The organism is Embleya sp. NPDC020630, assembly GCF_044334985.1.
Taxonomy (GTDB): Bacteria; Actinomycetota; Actinomycetes; order Streptomycetales; family Streptomycetaceae; genus Embleya.
This window is the reverse complement of the sequence record NZ_JBIRUB010000005.1, coordinates 230,402-251,231: the sequence shown is the minus strand read 5'-3', so window position 1 is coordinate 251,231 and position 20,830 is coordinate 230,402. Positions and strand designations below refer to the sequence as shown.

20 protein-coding genes are annotated in these 20,830 nt (G+C 70.2%); 9 read left to right on the top strand and 11 right to left on the bottom strand.

Annotation, left to right across the window (positions count from 1 at the left end; all coding sequences use genetic code 11):
• Positions 1–352: 352 nt before the first annotated feature.
• From ACH4XV_RS19920 to ACH4XV_RS19910, 3 genes are all read left to right on the top strand, one after another.
• Positions 353–913 (top strand): restriction endonuclease, encoded by a 561-nt coding sequence (locus ACH4XV_RS19920; protein ID WP_395791496.1) that lies wholly within the window; start codon positions 353–355, stop codon positions 911–913.
• Between the two features lie 217 nt (positions 914–1,130).
• A complete protein-coding gene (locus ACH4XV_RS19915) occupies positions 1,131–2,219 on the top strand; it encodes a hypothetical protein (RefSeq protein ID WP_395791494.1) in 1,089 nt (362 codons plus the stop codon).
• Positions 2,220–2,265: 46 nt separating this feature from the next.
• Positions 2,266–3,057: a hypothetical protein gene (locus ACH4XV_RS19910; protein ID WP_395791492.1), complete on the top strand. Its 792-nt coding sequence runs from the start codon at positions 2,266–2,268 to the stop codon at positions 3,055–3,057.
• 44 nt (positions 3,058–3,101) lie between these two features.
• Here the strand turns inward: ACH4XV_RS19910 and ACH4XV_RS19905 are convergent, their stop codons facing one another.
• Positions 3,102–3,698 carry a pentapeptide repeat-containing protein gene (locus ACH4XV_RS19905; RefSeq protein WP_395791490.1) on the bottom strand — a complete coding sequence of 199 codons (597 nt, stop codon included), beginning with the start codon at positions 3,696–3,698 and terminating at the stop codon, positions 3,102–3,104.
• Positions 3,699–3,754: 56 nt separating this feature from the next.
• Positions 3,755–4,342, bottom strand: coding sequence for a TetR/AcrR family transcriptional regulator (locus tag ACH4XV_RS19900; RefSeq protein WP_395791488.1), 588 nt, complete (start codon positions 4,340–4,342; stop codon positions 3,755–3,757).
• Between the two features lie 93 nt (positions 4,343–4,435).
• Between ACH4XV_RS19900 and ACH4XV_RS19895 the strand changes: the two genes are divergently transcribed.
• On the top strand, positions 4,436–5,671 hold the full coding sequence (locus ACH4XV_RS19895; RefSeq protein WP_395791486.1) for an FAD-dependent oxidoreductase: 1,236 nt from the start codon (positions 4,436–4,438) through the stop codon (positions 5,669–5,671).
• A gap of 43 nt (positions 5,672–5,714) precedes the next feature.
• Here the strand turns inward: ACH4XV_RS19895 and ACH4XV_RS19890 are convergent, their stop codons facing one another.
• On the bottom strand, positions 5,715–6,200 hold the full coding sequence (locus ACH4XV_RS19890) for a hypothetical protein (RefSeq protein ID WP_395791484.1): 486 nt from the start codon (positions 6,198–6,200) through the stop codon (positions 5,715–5,717).
• Between the two features lie 115 nt (positions 6,201–6,315).
• Here ACH4XV_RS19890 and ACH4XV_RS19885 point away from each other — a divergent pair, with 115 nt between their 5' ends.
• A complete protein-coding gene (locus ACH4XV_RS19885; RefSeq protein ID WP_395791482.1) occupies positions 6,316–7,056 on the top strand; it encodes a maleylpyruvate isomerase family mycothiol-dependent enzyme in 741 nt (246 codons plus the stop codon).
• Between the two features lie 403 nt (positions 7,057–7,459).
• Here ACH4XV_RS19885 and ACH4XV_RS19880 read toward each other — a convergent pair whose 3' ends face one another.
• Together ACH4XV_RS19880 and ACH4XV_RS19875 are read right to left on the bottom strand one after the other, a co-directional pair.
• Complete coding sequence (locus ACH4XV_RS19880; RefSeq protein WP_078974739.1) at positions 7,460–8,206, bottom strand: hypothetical protein; 747 nt, start codon at positions 8,204–8,206, stop codon at positions 7,460–7,462.
• A gap of 89 nt (positions 8,207–8,295) precedes the next feature.
• Positions 8,296–8,619 (bottom strand): hypothetical protein, encoded by a 324-nt coding sequence (locus ACH4XV_RS19875; protein ID WP_395791480.1) that lies wholly within the window; start codon positions 8,617–8,619, stop codon positions 8,296–8,298.
• Positions 8,620–8,849: 230 nt separating this feature from the next.
• Between ACH4XV_RS19875 and ACH4XV_RS19870 the strand changes: the two genes are divergently transcribed.
• Positions 8,850–9,212 (top strand): YbjQ family protein, encoded by a 363-nt coding sequence (locus ACH4XV_RS19870; protein WP_395791478.1) that lies wholly within the window; start codon positions 8,850–8,852, stop codon positions 9,210–9,212.
• Between the two features lie 49 nt (positions 9,213–9,261).
• Here the strand turns inward: ACH4XV_RS19870 and ACH4XV_RS19865 are convergent, their stop codons facing one another.
• Both ACH4XV_RS19865 and ACH4XV_RS19860 read right to left on the bottom strand, forming a co-directional pair.
• Entirely contained in the window at positions 9,262–9,855 is a 594-nt protein-coding gene (locus tag ACH4XV_RS19865; RefSeq protein WP_395791476.1) for a TetR/AcrR family transcriptional regulator C-terminal domain-containing protein, read from the bottom strand.
• A gap of 3 nt (positions 9,856–9,858) precedes the next feature.
• Positions 9,859–10,557 carry a TetR/AcrR family transcriptional regulator gene (locus ACH4XV_RS19860; RefSeq protein ID WP_395791474.1) on the bottom strand — a complete coding sequence of 233 codons (699 nt, stop codon included), beginning with the start codon at positions 10,555–10,557 and terminating at the stop codon, positions 9,859–9,861.
• A gap of 253 nt (positions 10,558–10,810) precedes the next feature.
• On the opposite strand from ACH4XV_RS19860, the gene ACH4XV_RS19855 reads away from it, so the two are divergent.
• Positions 10,811–13,084, top strand: a complete 2,274-nt coding sequence (locus ACH4XV_RS19855) for a hypothetical protein (RefSeq protein WP_395791472.1) — start codon at positions 10,811–10,813, stop codon at positions 13,082–13,084.
• A 67-nt stretch (positions 13,085–13,151) separates the two neighbouring features.
• Here ACH4XV_RS19855 and ACH4XV_RS19850 read toward each other — a convergent pair whose 3' ends face one another.
• Positions 13,152–13,886: a hypothetical protein gene (locus ACH4XV_RS19850; RefSeq protein ID WP_395791470.1), complete on the bottom strand. Its 735-nt coding sequence runs from the start codon at positions 13,884–13,886 to the stop codon at positions 13,152–13,154.
• Between the two features lie 462 nt (positions 13,887–14,348).
• On the opposite strand from ACH4XV_RS19850, the gene ACH4XV_RS19845 reads away from it, so the two are divergent.
• Positions 14,349–16,103: an MFS transporter gene (locus tag ACH4XV_RS19845; protein WP_395791468.1), complete on the top strand. Its 1,755-nt coding sequence runs from the start codon at positions 14,349–14,351 to the stop codon at positions 16,101–16,103.
• A 90-nt stretch (positions 16,104–16,193) separates the two neighbouring features.
• Here ACH4XV_RS19845 and ACH4XV_RS19840 read toward each other — a convergent pair whose 3' ends face one another.
• Positions 16,194–16,397 carry a cold-shock protein gene (locus ACH4XV_RS19840; protein ID WP_078974744.1) on the bottom strand — a complete coding sequence of 68 codons (204 nt, stop codon included), beginning with the start codon at positions 16,395–16,397 and terminating at the stop codon, positions 16,194–16,196.
• A gap of 1,065 nt (positions 16,398–17,462) precedes the next feature.
• Between ACH4XV_RS19840 and ACH4XV_RS19835 the strand changes: the two genes are divergently transcribed.
• The gene (locus ACH4XV_RS19835) at positions 17,463–18,827 is read left to right on the top strand and encodes a VWA domain-containing protein (RefSeq protein WP_395791466.1); all 1,365 of its coding nucleotides are present in this window, start codon (positions 17,463–17,465) and stop codon (positions 18,825–18,827) included.
• On the opposite strand, the gene ACH4XV_RS19830 is transcribed toward ACH4XV_RS19835, so the two are convergent.
• A complete protein-coding gene (locus ACH4XV_RS19830) occupies positions 18,820–20,049 on the bottom strand; it encodes a DUF418 domain-containing protein (RefSeq protein ID WP_395791464.1) in 1,230 nt (409 codons plus the stop codon). The genes ACH4XV_RS19835 and ACH4XV_RS19830 overlap by 8 nt on opposite strands.
• Positions 20,050–20,133: 84 nt before the next feature.
• The gene (locus ACH4XV_RS19825; protein ID WP_395791462.1) at positions 20,134–20,748 is read right to left on the bottom strand and encodes a TVP38/TMEM64 family protein; all 615 of its coding nucleotides are present in this window, start codon (positions 20,746–20,748) and stop codon (positions 20,134–20,136) included.
• Between the last annotated feature and the right edge of the window lie 82 nt (positions 20,749–20,830).

The following is a 20,830-nucleotide window of genomic DNA, read 5'->3' as shown; positions in this document are numbered from 1 at the left end:
AGCGGGCCGATCTCAGGGCCACGGGGTCCCCTTGTCAAGAGCCCCATGCCTCTCAATCATCCGACCCCCGCACCCCGCACCTGACACCTCGACCTCGCATCCCGCACCCCACCCTCCGCGCCCCCGCCGCATCACCCACACGGCCCCACCCCCACACACCCCGTCGCCACCGCACCCAAACGCCACCCCACAACCCCAACACCCGCCCCCACAAGGGCGATCCCATCGCACTGCCCCCCACCCCCGGCTCGCCCTCCCACCACATCCACCATCCAGTCGGGTGGTTGACCACCCACCCCTCCGCCTAAGCTGCCGCCCGCTCCGCCGTCGGCAGCCCACGGAGGGACCCCACATGCCCCGAACCCGCACCCGCGCCAAGTTCCGCGGCTGGGCCATAGCCCCGTTGGCCGCCGTCCCGGCCATCGCGCTGCACGACCTCTTCGACTCCCTCTGCATCAACGGCATCGACGCCTGGCTGGCCACCTCCGCCGCCTTGGCCCTCCTGTGCGCGACCGTCCACCTCGCCACATCGACCCTCAACCAACGTCCCGACCCCCCGGACGACCGCGACTTCGAGCTCCAGATCGCCGAACTCTGCCGCCGCGACGGCCTCCTCGCCGTCCAGGTGGCCCCCGACGCCAACGTCAAGGCCTACCTCCCCAACGGCAGCCTCGTCCTCATCCGCTGCGCCCCCCTTACCCACGAGGCCCGCCCCCTGGACCTCCACGCCTTCATCGGCACGGCCCACCACAACCACCAGGCCGACATCCCGGTCTTCATCACCCGCCACGGATTCACCACCGAGGCCCGCCGATTCGCCCACCACCACGGCATCGTCCTACTCGACCAGTCCCGCCTATACCAATGGCAACAGGGCCACGGCCTGACCACTCTGGTCACCACAACCCCATAGCCCCACCCGCCTGCTCCCCACGAACACCCCCACCACCAGCCCGAATCCCCCCGAAGCCGCCCCCACCAACCAACCCCGGCCCCACCCCCACCAAGTGGCCGAATCCTGCTACCCGCAGTGATCTCCCGAAGACGCTTACGACCCACCCGATCAAGTGCAATGATGCTTCGGCAGATCAATAACGCACCGAACTCCGAAGATCGCACCTGCTGCGGGGGTGGCAGTTTTGGCCCGATCCACCAACACCCAACTCCCGGCAACCCTGCTGGCAGCCCTGGCCACACTCACCCTCCTGACCACGGCCTGCTCTTCGGACAACAAGTCCAAAACCCCCAAAATCAGCCAAGCCGCCCCCAAAACCGCCGCCGCCCCCCTCCCGCCCCCACCGGCGTCACCCCGGAGCCCGGCACCAACGGCACCGCCCATCAGCGAGGGCGAAGCCAAAACCATCGCGCAGAACTACTACGACGCGAGCAAAAAAGCGAAGTCCGCCCATGACATCGCGGGACTCGACGCGATCGAGACAGGCATACTTCTGGACATCTCCAGGGCACGCCAGCAAAGAATCGCCAAATTTGGCAACAACGTTCAAGTTTCCGAAGAAATGGCCAGCACCGGCGACATCCAAGTGGCCGCACCGCAAGGCGCTCCGGCGGGCAGTGACCGTTGGGTTCTCTCGACAGGGCTCCAAAAGCTCGGAACCGACTCCAGGTCATCCCTGGGCGTGCTACGGCAAGCGCAAGGGGAAGGCGCCTGGAAGATGTCGTTCCTGGCTTTCACCGACTCCAAGAAGTCCTTGCCCACAGTCACGAAGATCGCCACGGTCAACGGGGAAGCGACGGGCGAAATCGACTACGGCGACAACCTTTGCAGTGATTTTTCGACCGGGCTGAGCGGCGGATCCACATCGAGCAACTGGGGTCAATCCAGTAAGGCAACTCTGCAGACCGAGCAGGGGAACAAAGAAAAAGCTGTCACGGTTACAAAAGGCGGCACCGTTTCCGTGCAATCTGAGCCGCTCTCGCAGAATCGAACCCCTGCCTGGAGCACGTCCGATGGCGGGAAATTGGTGATGTGCACCATCAAAGTAACGTCGAATATGACAGCGGGGCCATCCGGTACGTTCACCATCGACCAGAGCCCCACCTACGAAAATTTGAGCGGTCGCATCACCAAATGGCGATCCCTCACACTGACTAACATAGCAATGTACGCATTCAAGGTTCCCTCCACACCCAACGGGCCGATCGACCTCGTCGCAACTTCAACGCGCCCGTTCAACGTGGATGGAAGCCCAGTCGAGTAGATCCTGATATCCGCAGCCAGAATTCGACATTCCAGAGGGAGATGTCATGGCAAACTCGAGAATCGTGCGAATTGCCGCTCTAGCATGCTCTGCGGGTTTGTCGGCAGCCTTCCTCGCCTTGCCGTCTGCAAGCGCCGATGTCAATCAGTGCGGCAACCTGATCATCTGCATCGACATCCGTGTCCCCGGGGCGTCTTCTTCGGGCAGCACAGGTGGGGGTACCACTGGTGGCAGTGCGGCCGGTGGCAGTAACGGCGGATCACCGGGGTTCACCACAGGTGGCTCGGCCATCACCACCGGAGGCGTGATTGCGGGGGCCGCCGGAGGTGGGGGAAACCAACAACCCCCGCCGCCCGCTCCTGCCGATGTAGCCCTGATGGCGCTTGCGCAACTCAAGCTCGAGAGGCCGGAGATCGAAGTAACGCCGCCTGGTGGAAAGCTCGGCCTCGTGGGTCTGCCAGTGTGGATGTGGCTCCGCGCTCCCGCAGCAAACGTTTGGTCACCGACCTGGATTTCCAAGGAATTGACGGTAGGTACCGTCACTGTCACCGCCCACGCACGCTCGACGAGGGTCGAATGGGATATGGGCGACGGTAACAAGGTGCCCTGCGATGGGCCTGGCAGGCCTTACCAGCCTTCCGACGCCAACGATATGGGCCCCTGCAGCCATAAGTACCTGAAGACGTCAAAGGATAAAGATGGCGACAAGTTCACCATCACCGCGACGGTATTCTGGGAGGCCAACTACACCGATGCCGCCGGCACTCATCCGCTCCCCGGCATGACCGGCGCGAATACAACCACGGTCCGCATCGGAGAACTACAGGTGATCAACTGACGCAGAAATTGTCGGGTGCCGGACTCGCTCCCGCCGTGCTGCGGTCAGGTGACGGTCCAGCCTGTGGTTTTGGCTATTGTGGTGGCTTGGGGTGGGGTGATTTTGGCGCCCTGGAAGTCGACTGTTCGGGGGTCGAGGGTGGATAGGTTGCTGTCTCGTAGGTCGGCGTTTTTGAGGGATGCGCCGTGCCAGGTTGCGCCGGATAGGTCGCAGGCTGTTATTACGGCCTTTTGCAGTCGGGCGGTGGTCAGGTCGGCCTCGCGCATGCGGACGCCGGTGAAGGTTGCCTGGGTCAGGTCGGCTCCCGGTAGGCCGACGAACGACCAGTCTCCGCCCGTTACTTCGAACACGGTGTAGGTGCATTGCCGGAACGCGCTGCCGACCAGTTTGCAGTCGACGAACCTGGTGTCGAAGAACGTGCAGCGTTTGAATGTGCAGTTCGTGAATGCCGCTCCCGTGTGCCGCGACGCGTTGAATCGCACCCCCGCGAACGTGCACTCGTCGAACACCGCGCCCTCGTTGACGACCTCGGTCCAGTCCGTGTCCAGGAACGAACAGCGCGTGTATTTCGCGGTGTCCGTCAGCTCCCTCCCGTACCAGTCCTCGTCGCGGATCACGAGCGCCTCGTCGGGGATGGCCATCTCTCCATTGAACACGCCGCCCCCGACATTCGCCCGCCCCGCCGTCGCGGGCCCGCTCAGTCCGGCGAGGCGATGCCCGCGACCATTCCCTGCGCCAGTGCTCGGGCCGCGGGGCCCGTGGGCTGCCCGGCCTGTCCGGTGACCAGGGTGTAGAGGGCGCCGGCGAAGAGCGTGATCAGCGTGGCGACGTCCGCGCGCGACGTGTGCAGGCCGAGGGCGCGGTGCTGGGCCAGGGTGAAGTCCACGGCCTCCGTCTGCATGTGGTCCAGCGTGCGCTGGAGTTCGGGGCGGCGGGTGGCCTCGAGGGTCAGTTCGTACACGGCCAGATAGCGCGCCCGGTGCATCGTGGCCGAGAACTCCAGCGACATCGCGATCAGGTCGACCAGGCCGCCCCGGTCGATCGGGCCGGCCACCGTCTCGTGCGCGGCGGTCATGTCGGCGCGGTGCAGTTCCAGGACGCGCTCCGCCGCGGCGCCCAGCAGGACGTCGCGGCTGCGGAAGTAGTTCGACGTGGTGCCCGCCGGCAGCCCCGCCGCCTCGTCCACCGCGCGGTGGCTGAAGCCGTGTACGCCGGCCCGGGCCAAGACCTCGATCGCGCCGTCCGCGATGGCGCGCCGCCGGGCGCTGTTGGGGGGTGGTGCCATCCAGGGAGATTATCAAGGCTGTGATAGTACTATCCAAGTAGTGGTATTTCGGGGCCCGGTCGACCCCACCGCACCCACACACGAGGGGGCACCATGCGAATACTGGTCATCGGCGCGGGCATCGGCGGACTCGCGGCGGCGCGCGCCCTGCATACGGACGGACACGAGGTCACGGTCCACGAACGTGCGTCGGCACTGCGCACCTCCGGCTCGGCGCTCACCCTCTGGAGCAACGGCACCGGCATACTCGCCGACCTCGGCGTCCCCACCGAAGGTCTCGGCGCACCCATCGATCTGCTCGAACAACGCGACTACGACGGACGTGTCCTGATGCGGATCGACGTCTCGCTCGCCGCCACCCGCTACGGCCACCCCCACCTCGCCATGCCCCGCCGCGACCTGATCCGCCGCCTGGCCGAAGCCCTGCCCACGCCCGAAACCGGAACCAAACCCGGACCCGCAACCGCAACCTCAACCAACAGCGCGAACGCGACCACGACGCCCCCCACGATCACCTTCGACAAGCCCTGCACCGCGATCACCCAAACCCCCGACCAAGCCCAGGCCACCTTCGCCGACGGCAGCACCGAAGCCGCCGACCTGATCATCGGCGCCGACGGCGCCCGCTCGGTCGTTCGCCGGCACGTATGGGGCTCCGACCCCACCACCCCGACCGGCTGGGTCACCTGGCAGGGGCTCACCCCGGTCGACATCGACGTGGTCCACGAGCGTCGCGGCCTGATGATCGTCGGCCCCGAGGGCATGTGCGGCCTGATGCCCGCCGGCAACGGCCTGCTCCAGTGGTGGTTCGACGTCCGCCGCGACCCGTCCGAACCGCCACCGACATCGCCGATCGCCGCACTGCGCAAACGTTTCGGGCGCTGGGCCGCACCGGTTCCCCACGTACTGGCGGCGGTCACGGACGCGGACGTCGAGTACTTCGCCCACCGCCGGCACAAGGTCCCGCGCACCTGGAGCCTCGGCCGGGCCACCCTCCTCGGCGACGCCGCGCACACGATGCCGCCGACCGTCGCGCAGGGCGGCAACCAGGCCCTGGAGGACGCCTGGGCCCTGGCCCGCGCCCTGCGTCGCACCGCCGACATCCCCGAAGCCCTTGCCGACTACCGGAGTTCCCGCGCCCGCCGCGCCTCCCTGACCGCCCGCCGCGCCGCCTCGGAGACGACGAACACATACCTGCCGACCCTGTCCCGCCTGACCCCCGACGCCCTGATCAGCCGCTACCACACCCGCTGGCTACGCCGGATCAGCACCTACCTGTCGGACGGCCCGACCACGATCGACGCCGATTCCGTACCCGTATCCGCGTAGCGCCTGCACACCGCCGCGGCAACGAACGCCCCGCCCACGCCCGCTACCCCTCGTCCACCACCACGAACCGAAAACCCAGCGCATCCAGAAACGCCCGCAGCAGCTCGTCCGGCGTCCCCTCCGCGCGCAACGTGGTCTCCAACGCCGCCTCGTCCGGGGTGAGTCCGGCCTCGCGCGCCCAGCCCACGGCACGTGGCAACACCCGCTCCGGCGGCGGCCCGAGCTCCGGATCCAACGCGTACGACCTGGCCGCACGCGGCGCCAGCGCGCAGTGCCATACCTCGCCCCCACCCGGACTCTGCGCGTCGATCATCGCGAAGTGGCCGGACACCACGTCGGCCGTCAACACCGGCGCGTCCGTGTCCGCCATCAACGTCGGCCCCGGATCCAACCCCGACGCCAACAGCAGAACCTGCCAGTCGCCGTCGCGAGCCGACCACCGCGGTTCGCCGCCGGCCTGCTGAACGGCCGGCAATTCCAAGAGGGGCCACGCCGATCGGGCGACGACATATACACCGAAGTTACCCATCACCCCCAGCATAGGACGCACCGACGACCCATCGCCGCGATTCCTCCCAGGCGACCGGTTGCCCGCGGCCCGGCGAGCCTGTACCCCCGTCGATCCCCCATGAGAACGTGGCCCCATGGACAATGCCACGTACCTCGACATGCTGCGCGCCGACGGCGAGGCGCTCGCTCGTTCGGCCGAACGGGCCGGCCTCGACGCGGAGGTGCCGTCCTGCCCCGACTGGCGGGTACGTGATCTCCTCGAACACCTGGGCGGCGTGCACCGATGGGCCGCCTACATCGTGGAATCCGGCAGCGTCGAACGGCCGAGCAGGGAGGACACCGCCGAGCTGTTCCGCGCCCCCACCGACCGGGACCTCTTCGAGTGGTACCGAAGCACCCACTCCGACCTGCTGAAGACACTCGGTACGGCGGCCCCCGACGCCCCGGGATGGACCTTTTTCGAGGCGCCGTCCACGGTCGGCTTCTGGACCCGACGCCAGGCACACGAGACGGCGGTTCATCGTGTCGACGCGGAACTCGCGGCCGGTCTGCCCTCCACCGTGCCCACGGACTTCGCCGCCGACGGAATCGACGAACTGCTGTGCGGATTCCTCGCCAACGCCCGGAAGAAGGCGGTCACCGACCCGCCGCTGAGCATCGCGATCACCCCGGACGACGCCTCGGCCGCCTGGACCATGCGGCTCGGCACCGCCGATCGACGTGTCGTACGCGCCGCCGAACCCGCCGACCTCACGGTGTCCGGCCCGGCCGAAAGGCTGTACCTGCTGCTGTGGAACCGGGCCGACACCACCGGCTGCCGCCTCGACGGCGACCCCGAAGTCCTCACCCGCTGGCGCGAGGCGACCAAGATCTGAGTCCGAACGAGAGGGTGGGCCTCCGCGGGGCTAGCCTGCCCGCGGAGGCCCGCTGTGCCGCCCTATCGGGCACGCCGGCACGTTTAAGGACCGGGGTCGTCTTGAAAGTCGTCGCGTTCTACCTTTGAACTACCAGGCCACGAGCGGCCCGGGCTGGAGTCGAACCAGCAACCGACGACTGGAGCCCCGTCCGGTCGATCCGGCGATGGGCGGCGATGCTGAGTCTGGAGCAAGAGTCTGAGATTGATCGCGGGCTGCCTCTGCCGACTTGGGCCACCCCGGCTCGTGGTGCCGGGGGAAGGATTCGAACCTCCACCGTTACCCGCGTTCGTCACGACAAGCTTCAGTTTCAGCTTGCGCTCCTCGCGCACCCCCGACCCTCCGGTCGGGGGATTCTCGAAGCCTACTCGCCCTGGCCGTTGCCGAGCAGGTAGGCGAAGACGGCGTCGCCGATCCGACGGTCCGTCACTTCCGCGCCGTTGGCTTCCTCGCGCGCGAACTTGACCGCCCGCTGCAGCTTTTCGACCCGCTCGACGAGTTCGTTCACGCGCCGGGCGGGCAGCGCGCCGGAGAACTTGACGGTGGTCCAGTAGCCGGCGGCGATGTCCTCGAAGTACATCTCGACCTGGGCCGGGTGGTGTTCCGTCGCCTCGGCCTTGACGTGGTTGCGCGGGACCTTCTTGGTCCGCACGGTACGCACCGGCTCGGTGCGCCAGGAGTCCGTGGAGGGGTCGAGCGTCCACGTCTCGGCGGCGTCCAGGATCGGCAGCTTGCGCACGAAGGTGTGCACGTCGACCAGTTGCTTCTCCAGGAAGAGCAGGTACGACACCGGGACGTCGCGCAGCAACGGCGTGCCGTCCACGACCACGTCGGCGCGGGCCTCGCAGTTGGCCCAGTCCTTGGTCGCGGTCACGTCGAAGAGCCGGGTCAGCGTGCCGGTGACGGAACGCAGCACTTCCTCGCCCTTGACCTGCACCCGGGTCGACTCGGGCGGCAGCTGCTCGCCCTCCTCGTCCTTGGGCTGGTAGGTGCGCGAGATACCCGACAACAACGCGCCCTTCTGGACCCGCTGGTGAGCATCCGTCAATTCCTGGAAGGACTTGGTCTTGACGCCCTTCTCCACCGCGATGATCTGGTTCAATTTCGCCACGCCGCGACGCTAGCAGGGGAACACGACTGCGCGACAAAGGTTTTCGGGTGGATGCGCCGGAGCGGGCAAAGCCACCGGGGCGCGGGGCGTCAGCGCGCGACCGCTCCGGCGGCGAGGTCGTCGTCGCCGACGATCCGGTAGGTGGCGTTGAGTTGCCACGGACCGACGAGCCCCTTGATCCGCTCCGCCCGGCGCTGCTCGCTCGCCCCGATCCGGGCCACCCACCCGGGGACCTCCTCGGGCGTCGCGTCGATCATCGCGACGGTCAACAACTGCTGCGGATCGGCCAGGTCGATCGCGCTGAGCACCCGTCGGGGGTCCCCCTCGAACCGCTCGTCCGGTAGCCATGCGTCGCGGAAGGTCGCGTAGTCCACACCGTCGTTGAGCCGCCGCACCATCGCACCGATGAGCATCGCCGCGTTCCCCCTCGTTTCCGTGTTTCCGTCATCGTGACCAACCGCCTCTTACGATGTAAGAAGCGGTGCGACCACAGCTTGTCTTACAGCGTAAAAATGGTCAAGGTCCGGACGCACGCCCATCCGCCGAACCGGTGGCATCACGTGTGGGACGGCCGCCACGCGGCCACCTGCCACAAAGAGCGAACCCGTCCCGATTCCCCGATCCCCCGACCCCGGAGGCCGACATGAGCGATCTCGACGCGTACGGCGGCGCGCCCAACGACCCGAGCGTGCTCGTGGTCACCACCAACGACGTACCGGGCTACCGCGTGCAACGGGTGATCGGTGAGGTCTTCGGCCTCACCGTGCGCTCGCGCAACATCGGCAGCCAGCTCGGCGCGGGCCTCAAATCGATGGTCGGCGGCGAACTGCGCGGCCTCACCAAGACCCTGGTACAGAGCCGAACCGAGGCGGCCGAGCGCCTGGTCGAACAAGCCCGCGGTCGCGGCGCCAACGCGATCCTCGCCATGCGATACGACGTCACCGACGCGGGCAACGGCACGGAAATCTGCGCATACGGCACAGCCGTGGTCCTGGTCCAGGACTAGCCCGAACGCCCCACCTACCCCGCACCAAACGCCCGTACCCCAAAAACGCCTACTCGATCCCCGCCAACAGAGCCCTGATCGCCGATTCGAAACGCTCGTCGTGGTCGGCCCGCGTACCCAACCCCGCCGCCAACGCCTCCGCCAGACAAGGCAGTTGCGCCGCGTCCACCGCCGGGTCGTCCCGGGATTCCCCGTCCTCGGGATCCAACTCGGCCAACGTATGCCCGATCACAAACGTGGTGACCGCGTTGAGGAGTTGGAACGCCCGCAGCGGCGCCAGCCCCTCCCCGACCAGCGCCGACGCGGCCCGCTCCACGGCGGCCAACGCCTCCGGAGTCGCGACCGGGCGCGTGGCGACGAGCGGAACGAGCGCCGGGTGGCGCAGCAGTTCGGCGCGGAACGCGTGGGCGAACTCGCCCAGCCACACCGCCCGCGGCCCGCTCGGCCGAGGCGCCACACTCGCCACGATCCGCTCGACCAGGCCGTCCAGCACGGCGTCCTTGTTCGGCACGTAGTAGTACAGCGTCATCGCCTCGACCCCCAGCTCCGCGCCGAGCCGCCGCATCGACAACTTGGCGATGCCGTCACGATCGGCGAGCGCGAGCGCCGCGTCCAGGACCTGCGCGCGGGAGAGCCGGCCCATCGGTCAGGCCAGCCCGAGCAGGTCGGCATGCCGGTCGACGGCATACGCGAAGAACGGATCGGCGGGATCGGCGCTCCCGGCGAGTTGTCCGAACAGCTCGAAGCTCACGATCCCGAACACGCCGGCCCAGGCGAACACCGCCCGCGCCAACGTCGCCGGCGAGACCTCCAGACCACCCGCCTCCACCACGGCCTCGAACTGCTTCGCCAGCGGCCCGGGCAGATCCGCCTCCCCGAAGGTCCGAGCAGGATCCGGCCCGGAGTCGCGAAGGATCCCGAGCAGCGCGAACGGCACCCTCGAGAAAGGGGCCAGAGTGTCGTCCGGCGCCTGATAGCCGGGGACCGGCGAGCCATAGATGAGCGCGTACTCGTGCGGATGCTCCCGAGCCCACGCCCGCACCGCGCCGCACAGCCCACGCCAGGCGGCACGCGGATGCTCGGCCGGCCCCGCCGCCTCGACGGCACGCTCGACCCGCTCGCCCACGGCGTCGTAGGCGTCCACGATCAGCGCGGTCAGCAACTCGTCCCGGCTCGGGAAGTATCGATACAGCGCGGACGAAGCCATCCCCAGCTCACGGGCCACCGCACGCAACGACAACCGCTGGGCACCCTCGGCGGCGAGATGTCGTCGCGCGACATCCTTGATCTCGTGAGTGAGTTCGGCCCGGGCGCGATCACGCGCGGTTCGGGGAGCTGCGGTCATGTGGCCAGTCTGCCAGACGCCAGAGCACTGCACCCAAACAAGAGCACCGCTCTCGCCACGCAGCCGCACGATTCCCGCCGCCGACCGGCCGAGGGTGCGCCCCTCGTGCGCCCCGGTTTTGCTTCGTTGCGACTGCGTGCGGGGGCGCGACTGACCGGCCAACCGGTCCGATATGTCGACCATGGTCGGTCGATAGCCCTAATCTTCAGGTGCGTGGTGGACCACCCAAGAAGGCTCGGCCGGGGAGGCACACATGAGCGAACGTGGGGGGCGGGTCATCCGAGTTCCGTCCGAGCGTGGCCAGTTGCTGCTCGTGGAGGGTGGAAGAGCCGGGCGCGGGCGGCGGTCGGACAGCGGAGGGAACCTGGTCGCGATGTCGGCGCTGACGCCGCATCAGCTCTTCCCGGACGCCGCCGCGGATGTGATCCAACTGCCCGACGCCGTGCAGCCGCACGCGGTACGCGCCTACCTCCAGGCAGCCGGCACCGTGGACGGGCCGGTGATCGTGTACCTGACCGGTCGTCTCCTGATCGACCGGCGGCGGCGCGAACTGCACCTGGGGCTGCGTGATTCCACGCCCAACTCGGTGCGCTACGACGGCCTTCCGTGGTCCTGGGTGGTCGAGCTGCTCGGCCCGCGCCCGGCCGAGAACACGCTCGTCATCTGTGATCTGACGGCCGGTCGGGAAGCCTGGGAGGCGATCCGCGAACGGGCCCACGAACTGTGCACGGGTATTCCGCTGTGGGGCGTGGTGAACCCTCCCGACGTCAAGGGTCCGCCGAATCCGTTCACCCGCACCCTCGTTGCCGCGCTCGGGCAGGGCTTCGCCGAACTACCCGACCCCGTACCGGCCGAGGAGATCCACCCGCTCCTGGCCGAGCGGGCCCGACTGGCCGAGGACACCGTCGAGTTCGCGCCGTCCGCCGGGTCGCTCGCACTGGCCAATTGTTCACCCGAGGCCCGCCCGCCCACCCTGCGTACGGCCGTTCGCCGGCTGAAGGCGGTCTCCCCGCGCGGCGGCGGCAACAGTGGCGCGGCCGGGACGGGAGTCTCGGCGTTGTCCGCGGTGCCGCCCAATGGGATGACTCCGGCGCAACGTTCCGGCCTGCGCGGCTCGGGCGTGGTCGGCGGCGGCCTGGTCGGCGACGGTGTGGTCGAGCCCACCCACCGCGAGCCATCCGGGACGGCGTCGGCCGCCGCCGCCCGGCAGCGCGAGGAACCGGGCGTCGGCCGCCGGGCGTTGGGCCTGGTCCGCTCGGCTCTCTCCTCCGGGCCGGACGACGAGCCCGAGGTCCCGGGCACCAGCCTGCGCGACGCCCTCCGCGCCGGCGCCGCCCGACCCGGCAGCCCACCCCTGCGCCGCCCCGCCGGCAAGGACGGTACGCCGACGCCGAACGCCCGCACCGGCGGCGCCCCGTCCGGCCGACCCCAACCCCGCCCACCGGCCGACGCCGCCCCCTTGGACCGCGAGCCGGAGTTCCCGGGCCCGGCGCCCGGCGTCGGCACGCCCGACATCGGCCCGCAGGGCGCCATCCCGCACACGGCCGGCGGCACCGGCCCGTCGGGCGGCCTGATGCGCCGTGCGACCACCACCGGCTCGCCCGGCACGACGTCGTCCCGTCCCCCGACCGGTGCCAAGCCGCAACAGCGCCGGACCGGCCCCGCGCCGCACCCGCGGTCCGAGGCGCCGCCCCCGCCGCTCCCGCCTCGGATAACCGTGCGGATCCAGACCGACTCGGGCGCCCTGACGCCGACTCCCGCGCGCCGCCCGCCGACCACGAGTCCCACTCAGCTGCCCCCGGCGCTGGCCCCGCAACGCGGAATCGGGCCCCATCGACCGGTGTCGATGCCGGTACGCGGCCGAGCCGTCGGTCCCACCCCCGCCCGCCGCGCACTGGCGCAGGGGGCCGCGGCGGCGGGGACGTTGATCCGCCCGGCGGACGTCCTGCCCACGTACTGGAACGAGTTGGCCGCCATCCGTCACACGGCGGACACCGGCCGCGGTATGGAGGCGTGGCAGAAGGCCGCCGAACTCAGCATGCGCATGGAGAAGTTGGTCGGCCCCACGCACCCGGGCACGCTGGACGCGCAGGCGATGTTGGCGTTCGTCAGCGCCGGTCTGGGCCGGGTCGCGGACGCGATCCTGATCTACTGCCAGGTCGCCGAGCGCGGCGCCGAGGCGGTCGGCCCGCAACACCCGAGTACGATCGCCGCCGCCGACAACGCGCTCAAGGTGTGGCTGCGGGTGACCGATGCCCGGGAGGCGGTCCGCCTGGGGCCCGCCGTGGTGGCGATGCGCGAACTCGTCCCCGGCCCGGCCGAACGCGGCCTGCACAGTGCGCGGGCGCACCTGGACCGGATGCGCCTCATCGTCGACCCGACCTCGGCGGAGCCCCGCCCCCACCCCGAACCGCGCCCCGAGGCCCCGGCCGACCCGCGCGCCGAGGACCGCCCCGAGCCGAATCCGGATCGCCGGCCGAGCACGGTCCGGGGCGCACCGGTACGCCGCAGACACGCGAAGACCTGAAAGCGGCCGGGACGACCCGCCCCGACCGCCGCAGGCCGCAACAGCCCGACCCCCGCCCACCGCCCCCTCAGCCCGGCGGCCCGCCCGCCTCCCCGCCCTCATCCGCGCCATCCACCGGCCACACCGACCCCGACCCCTCGGCCCCCTCGGGGTCACCCCCCATCACCCATCCCCCCGAGTACTCCGCCGGCCCGAGCCGGAAGGGACCATCGAGCCCGTCCACCCCTTCCCCCAGCACGATCACGCCGTACCCGCCCCGCCCGCAGCACCCACCGCGCCCACCCGAACCCGAGCCCGAGCCCCCGCCCTCGCCCTCGCCCGACGCATCCGGGCCGTCCAGGCCGATCCGCCGGGCCTCGGCGTACCACTGCCCGATCGAGCGGGCGAAGTCAGGATCACGCTCGGCCCGTAACGCCAGCGCGCCGGCGAGCGCGTGGGCGCGGGTGTACGCCCGCAGCCCTCCCGGCGCCTCGTGCCCGAGCAGCGTCAGCTCCAGCTCGCCCGTGGGCACCGGCGCCGACCGATGCGGCACATCCCCCTCACACCGAGCCCCCGACGCGGCCGACTCCCCAGACACGCCCGGCCCACCCGGCCCGCCGGCCCCCAACGCCGCCGCATCCGACGCCCGCGACTGCGATATCCCCTCGGATCCGGCCGCCGGCGAGTCCTCCGTACCGGGCCGGTCCGTGTCCGGCAGCGGCATGCGGACAAGTTCGACGAGGCGTGTCCAGGCCAGTCGACCGGCGTCGCCGCCGACCCCCGCGGCAAGCCCGCTGAGCAGGTCCACCGAGATCGATTCCACGCGATACCCCTTGCATTGGGCGATAACGGTGGCTCCACCGTAGAACGCGACCGTGAGCCGCGGGCCCGAACCGTGTGCGCAAGTATTTCCCAATCGATCACCCAAGTTCGGCAATATCATCCAGCTTTGTCCCCTACACGGCGCCGCACGCGCTCCACGCTCCGCGAGCGCCGCCAGTCGCGTGCCACCGGTACCCCTCGCAAAACCGACCTTGGGGTCACCTTCACCCCACCCCGCCCCGCCGCCAGGCGCGTCTGCCCAGGTACGGCCCCCTCCCCGCCCCGAAATCGAAACCCGTTCCATTTCTTGCCGATCGCTCTGGTAGCGCGCTACCGGCCGGTACTAAGGTCACTCCACACGTTGGCCCAGGGGGGCGTCCCTTCCCCCTGGCCCGACGTCCGCGCACGGCCGTGTTCCCGCACCCCAGTACCTCGATAGACCCACGCTCGTCGAGGAGGCCGCATGTCATCCAGCACGTCCCCGTCGGATGCGCCCGCCGACAGAGATCCCGAACCCCCGCCCCCGGCACCCCCCGCCCGGCTGCCCGCGATCGTGCACGGCCTGTGGTACCGGCAGTTGCACCGCTACCCGGCCAATGGACCGCGGATCCTCTACCTGTCCATCGTGGTCGTCGCGTCGGTGATCCTGTACTACGAGCTCTACATCCAGTACGCGGTCTCCACGCTGCTGATGCACGAGTACGGCATGACCTTCATGTACGCGACGATGATCTCGGTCGTCGGCAACGCGGTCGGCGCGTTCGCCTCACTGCTCGCGGGACTCGCCGACCGGTGGGGGCGGGCCAACATGGTCGTGTACGGCCTGCTGCTCACCGGCGTGCTCGTCCTGTTCGCGCTGCCCAACGCGCAGAGCAAGGGCTGGTTCATGTTCTTCATGGCCCTGGTGAACGTGGTCGAGGGCATGGCCCTGGTCGCCACGCCCGCGCTGATCCGCGACTTCTCGCCACAGGTCGGCCGGGCCGGCGCGATGGGCTTCTGGACGCTGGGGCCGATCATCGGCAGCCTGGTGGTCACCACGGTCAGCAGCAACACGCTGGACTCCAGCAGCTGGCAGACCGAGTTCCGGTACGCCGGCATCACCGGCCTGGTCGTATTCGTGGTCGCGCTCTTCGGCCTGCGCGAGTTGTCCCCGGCCCTGCGCGACCAACTCATGGTCTCGCTGCGGGACAAGGCGCTGATCGAGGCCAGGGCGCGCGGCTTGGACGTCGAGGCGGCGCAGAAGAACCACTGGCGGCAGATGATGCGGCTGGACATCCTCGCGCCGGCGCTCGGGATCAGCCTGCACCTGATGTTCTACTACACGGTCGTCGGCAACCTGGTCGTCTACTACTCGACCGTCTACGGGTACTCCGAGCAGCGGACCAACGCCCTCGCCAACTGGTACTGGGGGGCGAACGCGATCGCGCTCGTCGTGGTGGGCGTCGCGTCCGACCTGACCCGGGTGCGCAAGCCGTTCATGATCGTGGGCGGCGTGGGCACGGTGGTGTTCACGTACCTGTTCGCGCTGACCACCGACCACCCGGACACCGGCTACTACACGTTCGCCTGGCTCCTGGTCGGCATCGGCGCGAGCAGCGGGATGGCCTGGGCGCCGTGGATGGCCGGGTACACGGAGACGGTCGAGAAGCACAACCCGGCGGCGACCGCGACGGGGCTGGCGGTGTGGGGCTGGATCATCCGGATCGTGGTGTCTGTGTCCGCGGTGTTCACGCCGGTCATCGTCACCTCCGCGACGCCGCTGGTGAACCACGGCGAGGAGGTGGTCGCGGCGCAGGCGGACGCGGGGGCGGCGCTGGAGTTGGTACAGAAGGACCCGGCGCTGTTCATCCAGATGTCCAAATACCCCAACCGCGCGGCGATCCCGATCGAGCTGCAGGTCAAAGCGTTGCAGCTGGCCGGGGGCGACCTCGCCAAGCTGAACCTGGTCGAGCAGAAGCAGCGGTCGCTCGCCGTACTGATCGACCACGGCGAGGAGGTGCAAAAGGCCAAGGACCGGACGAGCGACGAGTGGATGCGCTGGTGGTGGCTGACGCTTGCGTGCCAGGCGCTGTTCGTCCCGAGCGTGCTCGTGATGGCCGGGCGCTGGAGTCCGCGCAAGGCGCGGGAGGACGAGGCGGCGCACGCACGGCGGGTGGAGGAGGAATTGGCCGCGCTCGCCGCAGCGGGGGTGGCGGGGGTGGCGCGGCAGCGGACCTGATCACACGTTGGACCCGCCCGAAATGCCGAGGGCCGGCACGCCGCACTCGAAGTGCGGCGGCCGGCCCTCGGTCGTGCCGATCAGTGAAGATCAGAGGCGGTTGATGTTCTCCGCCTGGAGGCCCTTCTGGCCCTGCACGACGTCGAATTCGACGGCTTCGCCCTCGATGAGCTCACGGTAGCCGTTGCCCTGGATCGCGGAGAAGTGAGCGAAGACGTCGTCGCCGCCACCGTCCTGCGCGATGAAGCCGAAGCCCTTTTCCGAGTTGAACCACTTCACGGTTCCGGTAGCCATATTTTTCTCCCTACATGTGGGCCGATGAACGAATCCACACTTCGTGAATCCGGGCGTCGCCGCGTTTTTCGCCCTCATTTCGGAAGCTACCGAAATGCAAAATGCGCCCGTAGTGAACAGCTCTACAGGCGCACTCAGAAGATGATGCGAACCACAACTGCAACAGGCTTCAGACTAACACAGAACGAGACCGAGATCGAGTCCCACCACAACCCGCCCACCCAAGACCACTCCAAGCCACACCTTGCCCACCCCCACACCAGCTTGTGATCACACCCCAGCAGCCCAGCCCACCCAAAGCTCGGCCCCAGGCGCGAAGCGCAGAGCCGGACCGGGACCGGCGCGGCGAGCGGCGTGGAAGGCGGGTCGCAGCGAGCCGAAGCCCGGGATGCAAGCCAATGCCGATCCAGCGGACGCCGCTGCCCGCCAGGGCCCGCAGGGGGCGGGACCGGCGGGACGGGGTCGAACGAGCAGCGGCGCGCAACGGCGGCGGCCGGGTGGGGCGCGTGGCGGGGGCGACACGGAGCCGAAGCACGGAGAGCAGGCCGATCACGGCCAGGCGCGATGCGGCAGAGGCAAGCCGGCGTGGGCAATCTGTGGCACGGCGGGCACGGCGGGCACGGCCAAGCGGGTGGGGGCACGGCGCGCGCAGGCACAACCCGGCGGGCGGGTGCGCGGCACACGCAGGTGCGGCCGCGTGGGCAGGGGCGCCACACCGCGCAGACCGAGCGGGGCAGCCCTCCGCCATCCCGCTCGACCGTGCCGATCCGCCCCCGCGCTCGCGCCTTCGTCCCGCCTCACTTTCGCCCCGCCCGCGCTCCCGCCCTCGTCCCGCCTCACCTTCGTCCCACCCCGTCCTCGCCCCGCCCACCTTCGTCCCACCCCGCCCTCGTCCCGCCCCGCCCGCGCTCCCGCCCTCGTCCCGCCCCGCGCTCCCGCCCTCGTCCCGCCCCCCGCGCGCTCCCGCTCTCGTCGCACTCGTTGGGGTGCGTGGGGGTGGGTGGGCCCGTGGGCTTTGGTGGGCGGGCTCGTACGGGAGGTCCGTGGCGCGGGCAAGATGGGCGCATGGCGAAGATAAGCAAAGGTGGGAACACTCCGGTACCAACCGCCGAGTTGCGTGCGGTCCTGACCTGGCGCGCGGCGGGAGCCCCCGACGTGGACGCCTCGGCGCTGCTCCTGAACGCCGCCGGCAAGGTGCGCACGGAAGCCGATTTCGTCTTCTACAACCAGCCCTCCGACGCCACCGGCGCGGTACGGCACGAGGGGAAGCAGCCGACCGCCGGGGGCGTCGTCACGGACACCATCCGGGTCGACCTCGCGGCCATCCCGGCGGACGTCGAGCGCGTGGTGATCGGCGCGTCCGCCGACGGCGGCAGCTTCGGCCAGGTGCCCGGGCTCGCGTTGCACGTGGTGACGGCGCAGGGCGGGCCGATCGCCGAGTTCGACATCGACGAGGCGTCCACCGAGACGGCTTTCCTGTTCGGCGAGTTCTACCTGCGCAACGGCGCCTGGAAGTTCCGCGCGGTGGGCCAGGGGTACGCGTCCGGGTTGTCCGGTCTCGCCACCGACTTCGGCATCGAGGTCGCCGCCGACGACGCGGCCGGCCCACAAAGCGCCCCGCCCGCCCCCGGCGCCCCCGTACCCCCGCCGCGGCCCACCGCTCCCCCGCCCGCCGCCCCCGCGATCAGCCTCAAGAAGCGGACCCTGATCGACATGGAGAAGCGGCTGGCCGACGAGGGCCACCCGCAACTGCTCAACCTGACCAAGCAGGCCGCGGTGAGCCTGGAGAAGCGCGGACTCGGCGAGCACACCGCGCGCGTCGCGCTCTGCCTGGACATCTCCTACTCGATGCAGTCGCTGTTCAAGAAGGGCAAGGTCCAGGCGCTCGCCGAGCGCGTGCTCTCGCTCGGTCTGCGCTTCGACGACAACGCGGCCGTGGACGTGTTCCTGTTCGGCTCAAAGGGACACGTGGCCGGGCAGCTCGGACTCGGCCAGTACAACGGCTGGGCCGAGCGGATCCGGCGCAGCCCCGGCCTGGAGGGCTCGACCGACTACGCCGGCGCGATGCGCCTGGTCCGCGAGCACTACTTCGGCAGCAGCGCGCCCCGGTACCAGCCGCTGGCCAACGACCTGCCCGTATACGTCATGTTCATCACCGACGGCCAGACCACCTCGCGCGAGGCGACGCGCGAGCAGATCACCTACTCCAGCTTCGAGCCGATCTTCTGGCAGTTCATGGGGCTGGGTCGGCCGGGCGGCTTCTCGTTCCTGGAGGAGCTGGACGACCTGACCGGCCGCTACGTCGACAACGCCGACTTCTTCTCGGTCCAGGACCCGGCCAACGTCCCCGACGGGCAGCTCTACGAGCTGATGACCAACGAGTATCCGACCTGGCTGAGCCGCGCCAGGGCGCAGGGCCTGCTCATCTGACCGGCGCGTCCGAGGCCGCGACCGGGCGAGGCGACCCACCCCCCGCGGCTCCCCGCACCCACCGTGCGGGGAGCGCGGAGAGCAGATGCAGCGCGGCCTCCATCGGCCCCTTGCGCAGCGTGTGCCGCCAGGCCCAGCACAGCAGCATCGTGACCACGAAGAAGCCGATCAGCCGCCGCCAGGTCTCCCCGGACGCGAGCGGGAACCAGCGGTCGATCACGATCAGGTGGGCGGTGTACACGGTGAGCGCCATCGAGCCGACCGAGATCAGCGGGTCGAGCACGATCCGGCCGAGCCAGGGGCGGCAGGCGAGCAGGGCGAGGCCGAGCAGTCCGAGGGCGACGCCGATCGCGCCGACGATCTCGAACGGCGTACCGGTGTGGCCCTCGGCGACGGTGAGCCACGCGGGATCGGACACCGGCACCGAGCCGACCCGGCCGTGGATCACGTCCGACACGCGGTCCGGCTCGGCGATCCGCGCCAGCCGATCGCCCGTGAACAGTCGGACCACGACCCAGGATCCGCCGTAGCCGAGCACCGCCAGTGCGGTCCCGATCCCGACCAGCGCGCGCTGTACCCGCCTTTCGCCCAGCCGCAGCCGCCCGACCGCCATCCCGGCGAGCACGAACGGCATCCAGGTGATCGCCGGATAGCTGCCGGTCAGGAACAACGTCTCGAACATGTGGCCCGGACCCTGCCACCAATCGGCGAACCCGGGCGCGGCATAACGAACATCGCCGGTGTCGCCGGCCCGGCGCAGCACGAACGAGGCGATCGGCCCGAGCAGCGCCCACCCCGCGGCGATCCACACGAGGGTGCGCGTGCTCAGCCACAGCGCGGGCCAGGCAAGCATGAAGTAGAGGCCGTAGAAGGCCAGGATGACCAGTACACCGGTGTCCAGGTCGGCCAGCCACATCCCGAGCGGGAGCAGCAGCACCGCCCGGATCAGCACCCGGGTGACCACGGCGGCGTTGCCCCGATCCCAGCCGCGCAGCGGCGCCCGGCCGCTCATCAGCACCAGCGAGACGCCGGCCAGGAACGCGAACAGCGCGGAGGCGCGGCCGGTGACGCCCTGGATCAGCGTGTCCACGCCCCCGTCGTAGGGGTCGGGCCCGACGTGCGAGGCGAACATGCCCAGGACCGCGAGAGCGCGCGCGACGTCCACACCGACTATCCGGTCCGCTCTCCGCGCGGCCCGCCGCTCCCCCGTCTTCGCCCACATGCGCCCACCCTAGGCTTCGGATCCGACCCACGCGTGGGTACGCGGCGCCCCGACGCCATCGCCCGTCCCCGCGGACCGACCCGCCTACTCGGCCCCGTCCGCTGCCGGCGGCGCCACCGTCGCCGATGGCTCGTCGCCCCGGCGCCGCACCGCGACCATGCCCAGCGCCAGCAGGACGCAGCCGACGAACACGCTGACCACCACCGGCGTGGACAGGCCGTGTCGGACCGAGGCCCCGGCGGCGCACTGGACCAGCGTCATCGGCAACATGCCGAGCGCCGTCCCGATGGTGAAGTGACTCGTGCTGATCCGGGTGGCCGCCGCGCCGTAGCTGACCACGGAGGAGGGCAGGACCGGGATCATCCGCAGGACCGTGATCGGCACCAGCCCGTTGCGGGAGAGTTTGCGATCGAGGACGGCCAGCGCCTCGCGCTTGTGCAGCCAGCCGCCGATCCGTTCCCGGCCGAGCCGGCGGCCGAGGTACAGGCTGATCAACGCGCCGAGCGTGGCCCCGATCAGGGTGACCACCGTGCCGCCGATCGCGCCGAACAGGGCACCCGCCACCGGGGCGAACAACGACTTCGGCACCAGCGCGGTGACGCCCACCGCGCAGACCAGGACGAACACCGCCACCGAGGCCGGCAGCGGCCACTGCGTCCACGCGCCGTGGTCGAGGAAATCCCGGAGCGCGTCGAGCAAGCCCCGCACGGTGTCCAACCTGCGTCCGCCCCTCGTGCCCATGATGTGAATTCGCCGAAGCGCCGACCGCGCCGACCGCGCC

What these genes read in the sequence shown, in the direction of transcription:
- ACH4XV_RS19920 (WP_395791496.1), top strand. Translation starts at nt 353, where the DNA reads ATGCCCCGAACCCGCACCCGCGCCAAGTTCCGCGGCTGGGCCATAGCC.
- ACH4XV_RS19870 (WP_395791478.1), top strand. Translation starts at nt 8,850, where the DNA reads ATGAGCGATCTCGACGCGTACGGCGGCGCGCCCAACGACCCGAGCGTG.
- ACH4XV_RS19835 (WP_395791466.1), top strand. Translation starts at nt 17,463, where the DNA reads ATGGCGAAGATAAGCAAAGGTGGGAACACTCCGGTACCAACCGCCGAG.
- ACH4XV_RS19875 (WP_395791480.1), bottom strand. Translation starts at nt 8,619, where the DNA reads ATGCTCATCGGTGCGATGGTGCGGCGGCTCAACGACGGTGTGGACTAC.
- ACH4XV_RS19860 (WP_395791474.1), bottom strand. Translation starts at nt 10,557, where the DNA reads ATGACCGCAGCTCCCCGAACCGCGCGTGATCGCGCCCGGGCCGAACTC.
- ACH4XV_RS19900 (WP_395791488.1), bottom strand. Translation starts at nt 4,342, where the DNA reads ATGGCACCACCCCCCAACAGCGCCCGGCGGCGCGCCATCGCGGACGGC.
- ACH4XV_RS19885 (WP_395791482.1), top strand. Translation starts at nt 6,316, where the DNA reads ATGGACAATGCCACGTACCTCGACATGCTGCGCGCCGACGGCGAGGCG.
- ACH4XV_RS19905 (WP_395791490.1), bottom strand. Translation starts at nt 3,698, where the DNA reads ATGGCCATCCCCGACGAGGCGCTCGTGATCCGCGACGAGGACTGGTAC.
- ACH4XV_RS19895 (WP_395791486.1), top strand. Translation starts at nt 4,436, where the DNA reads ATGCGAATACTGGTCATCGGCGCGGGCATCGGCGGACTCGCGGCGGCG.
- ACH4XV_RS19830 (WP_395791464.1), bottom strand. Translation starts at nt 20,049, where the DNA reads ATGTGGGCGAAGACGGGGGAGCGGCGGGCCGCGCGGAGAGCGGACCGG.
- ACH4XV_RS19855 (WP_395791472.1), top strand. Translation starts at nt 10,811, where the DNA reads ATGAGCGAACGTGGGGGGCGGGTCATCCGAGTTCCGTCCGAGCGTGGC.
- ACH4XV_RS19840 (WP_078974744.1), bottom strand. Translation starts at nt 16,397, where the DNA reads ATGGCTACCGGAACCGTGAAGTGGTTCAACTCGGAAAAGGGCTTCGGC.
- ACH4XV_RS19890 (WP_395791484.1), bottom strand. Translation starts at nt 6,200, where the DNA reads ATGGGTAACTTCGGTGTATATGTCGTCGCCCGATCGGCGTGGCCCCTC.
- ACH4XV_RS19845 (WP_395791468.1), top strand. Translation starts at nt 14,349, where the DNA reads ATGTCATCCAGCACGTCCCCGTCGGATGCGCCCGCCGACAGAGATCCC.
- ACH4XV_RS19910 (WP_395791492.1), top strand. Translation starts at nt 2,266, where the DNA reads ATGGCAAACTCGAGAATCGTGCGAATTGCCGCTCTAGCATGCTCTGCG.
- ACH4XV_RS19865 (WP_395791476.1), bottom strand. Translation starts at nt 9,855, where the DNA reads ATGGGCCGGCTCTCCCGCGCGCAGGTCCTGGACGCGGCGCTCGCGCTC.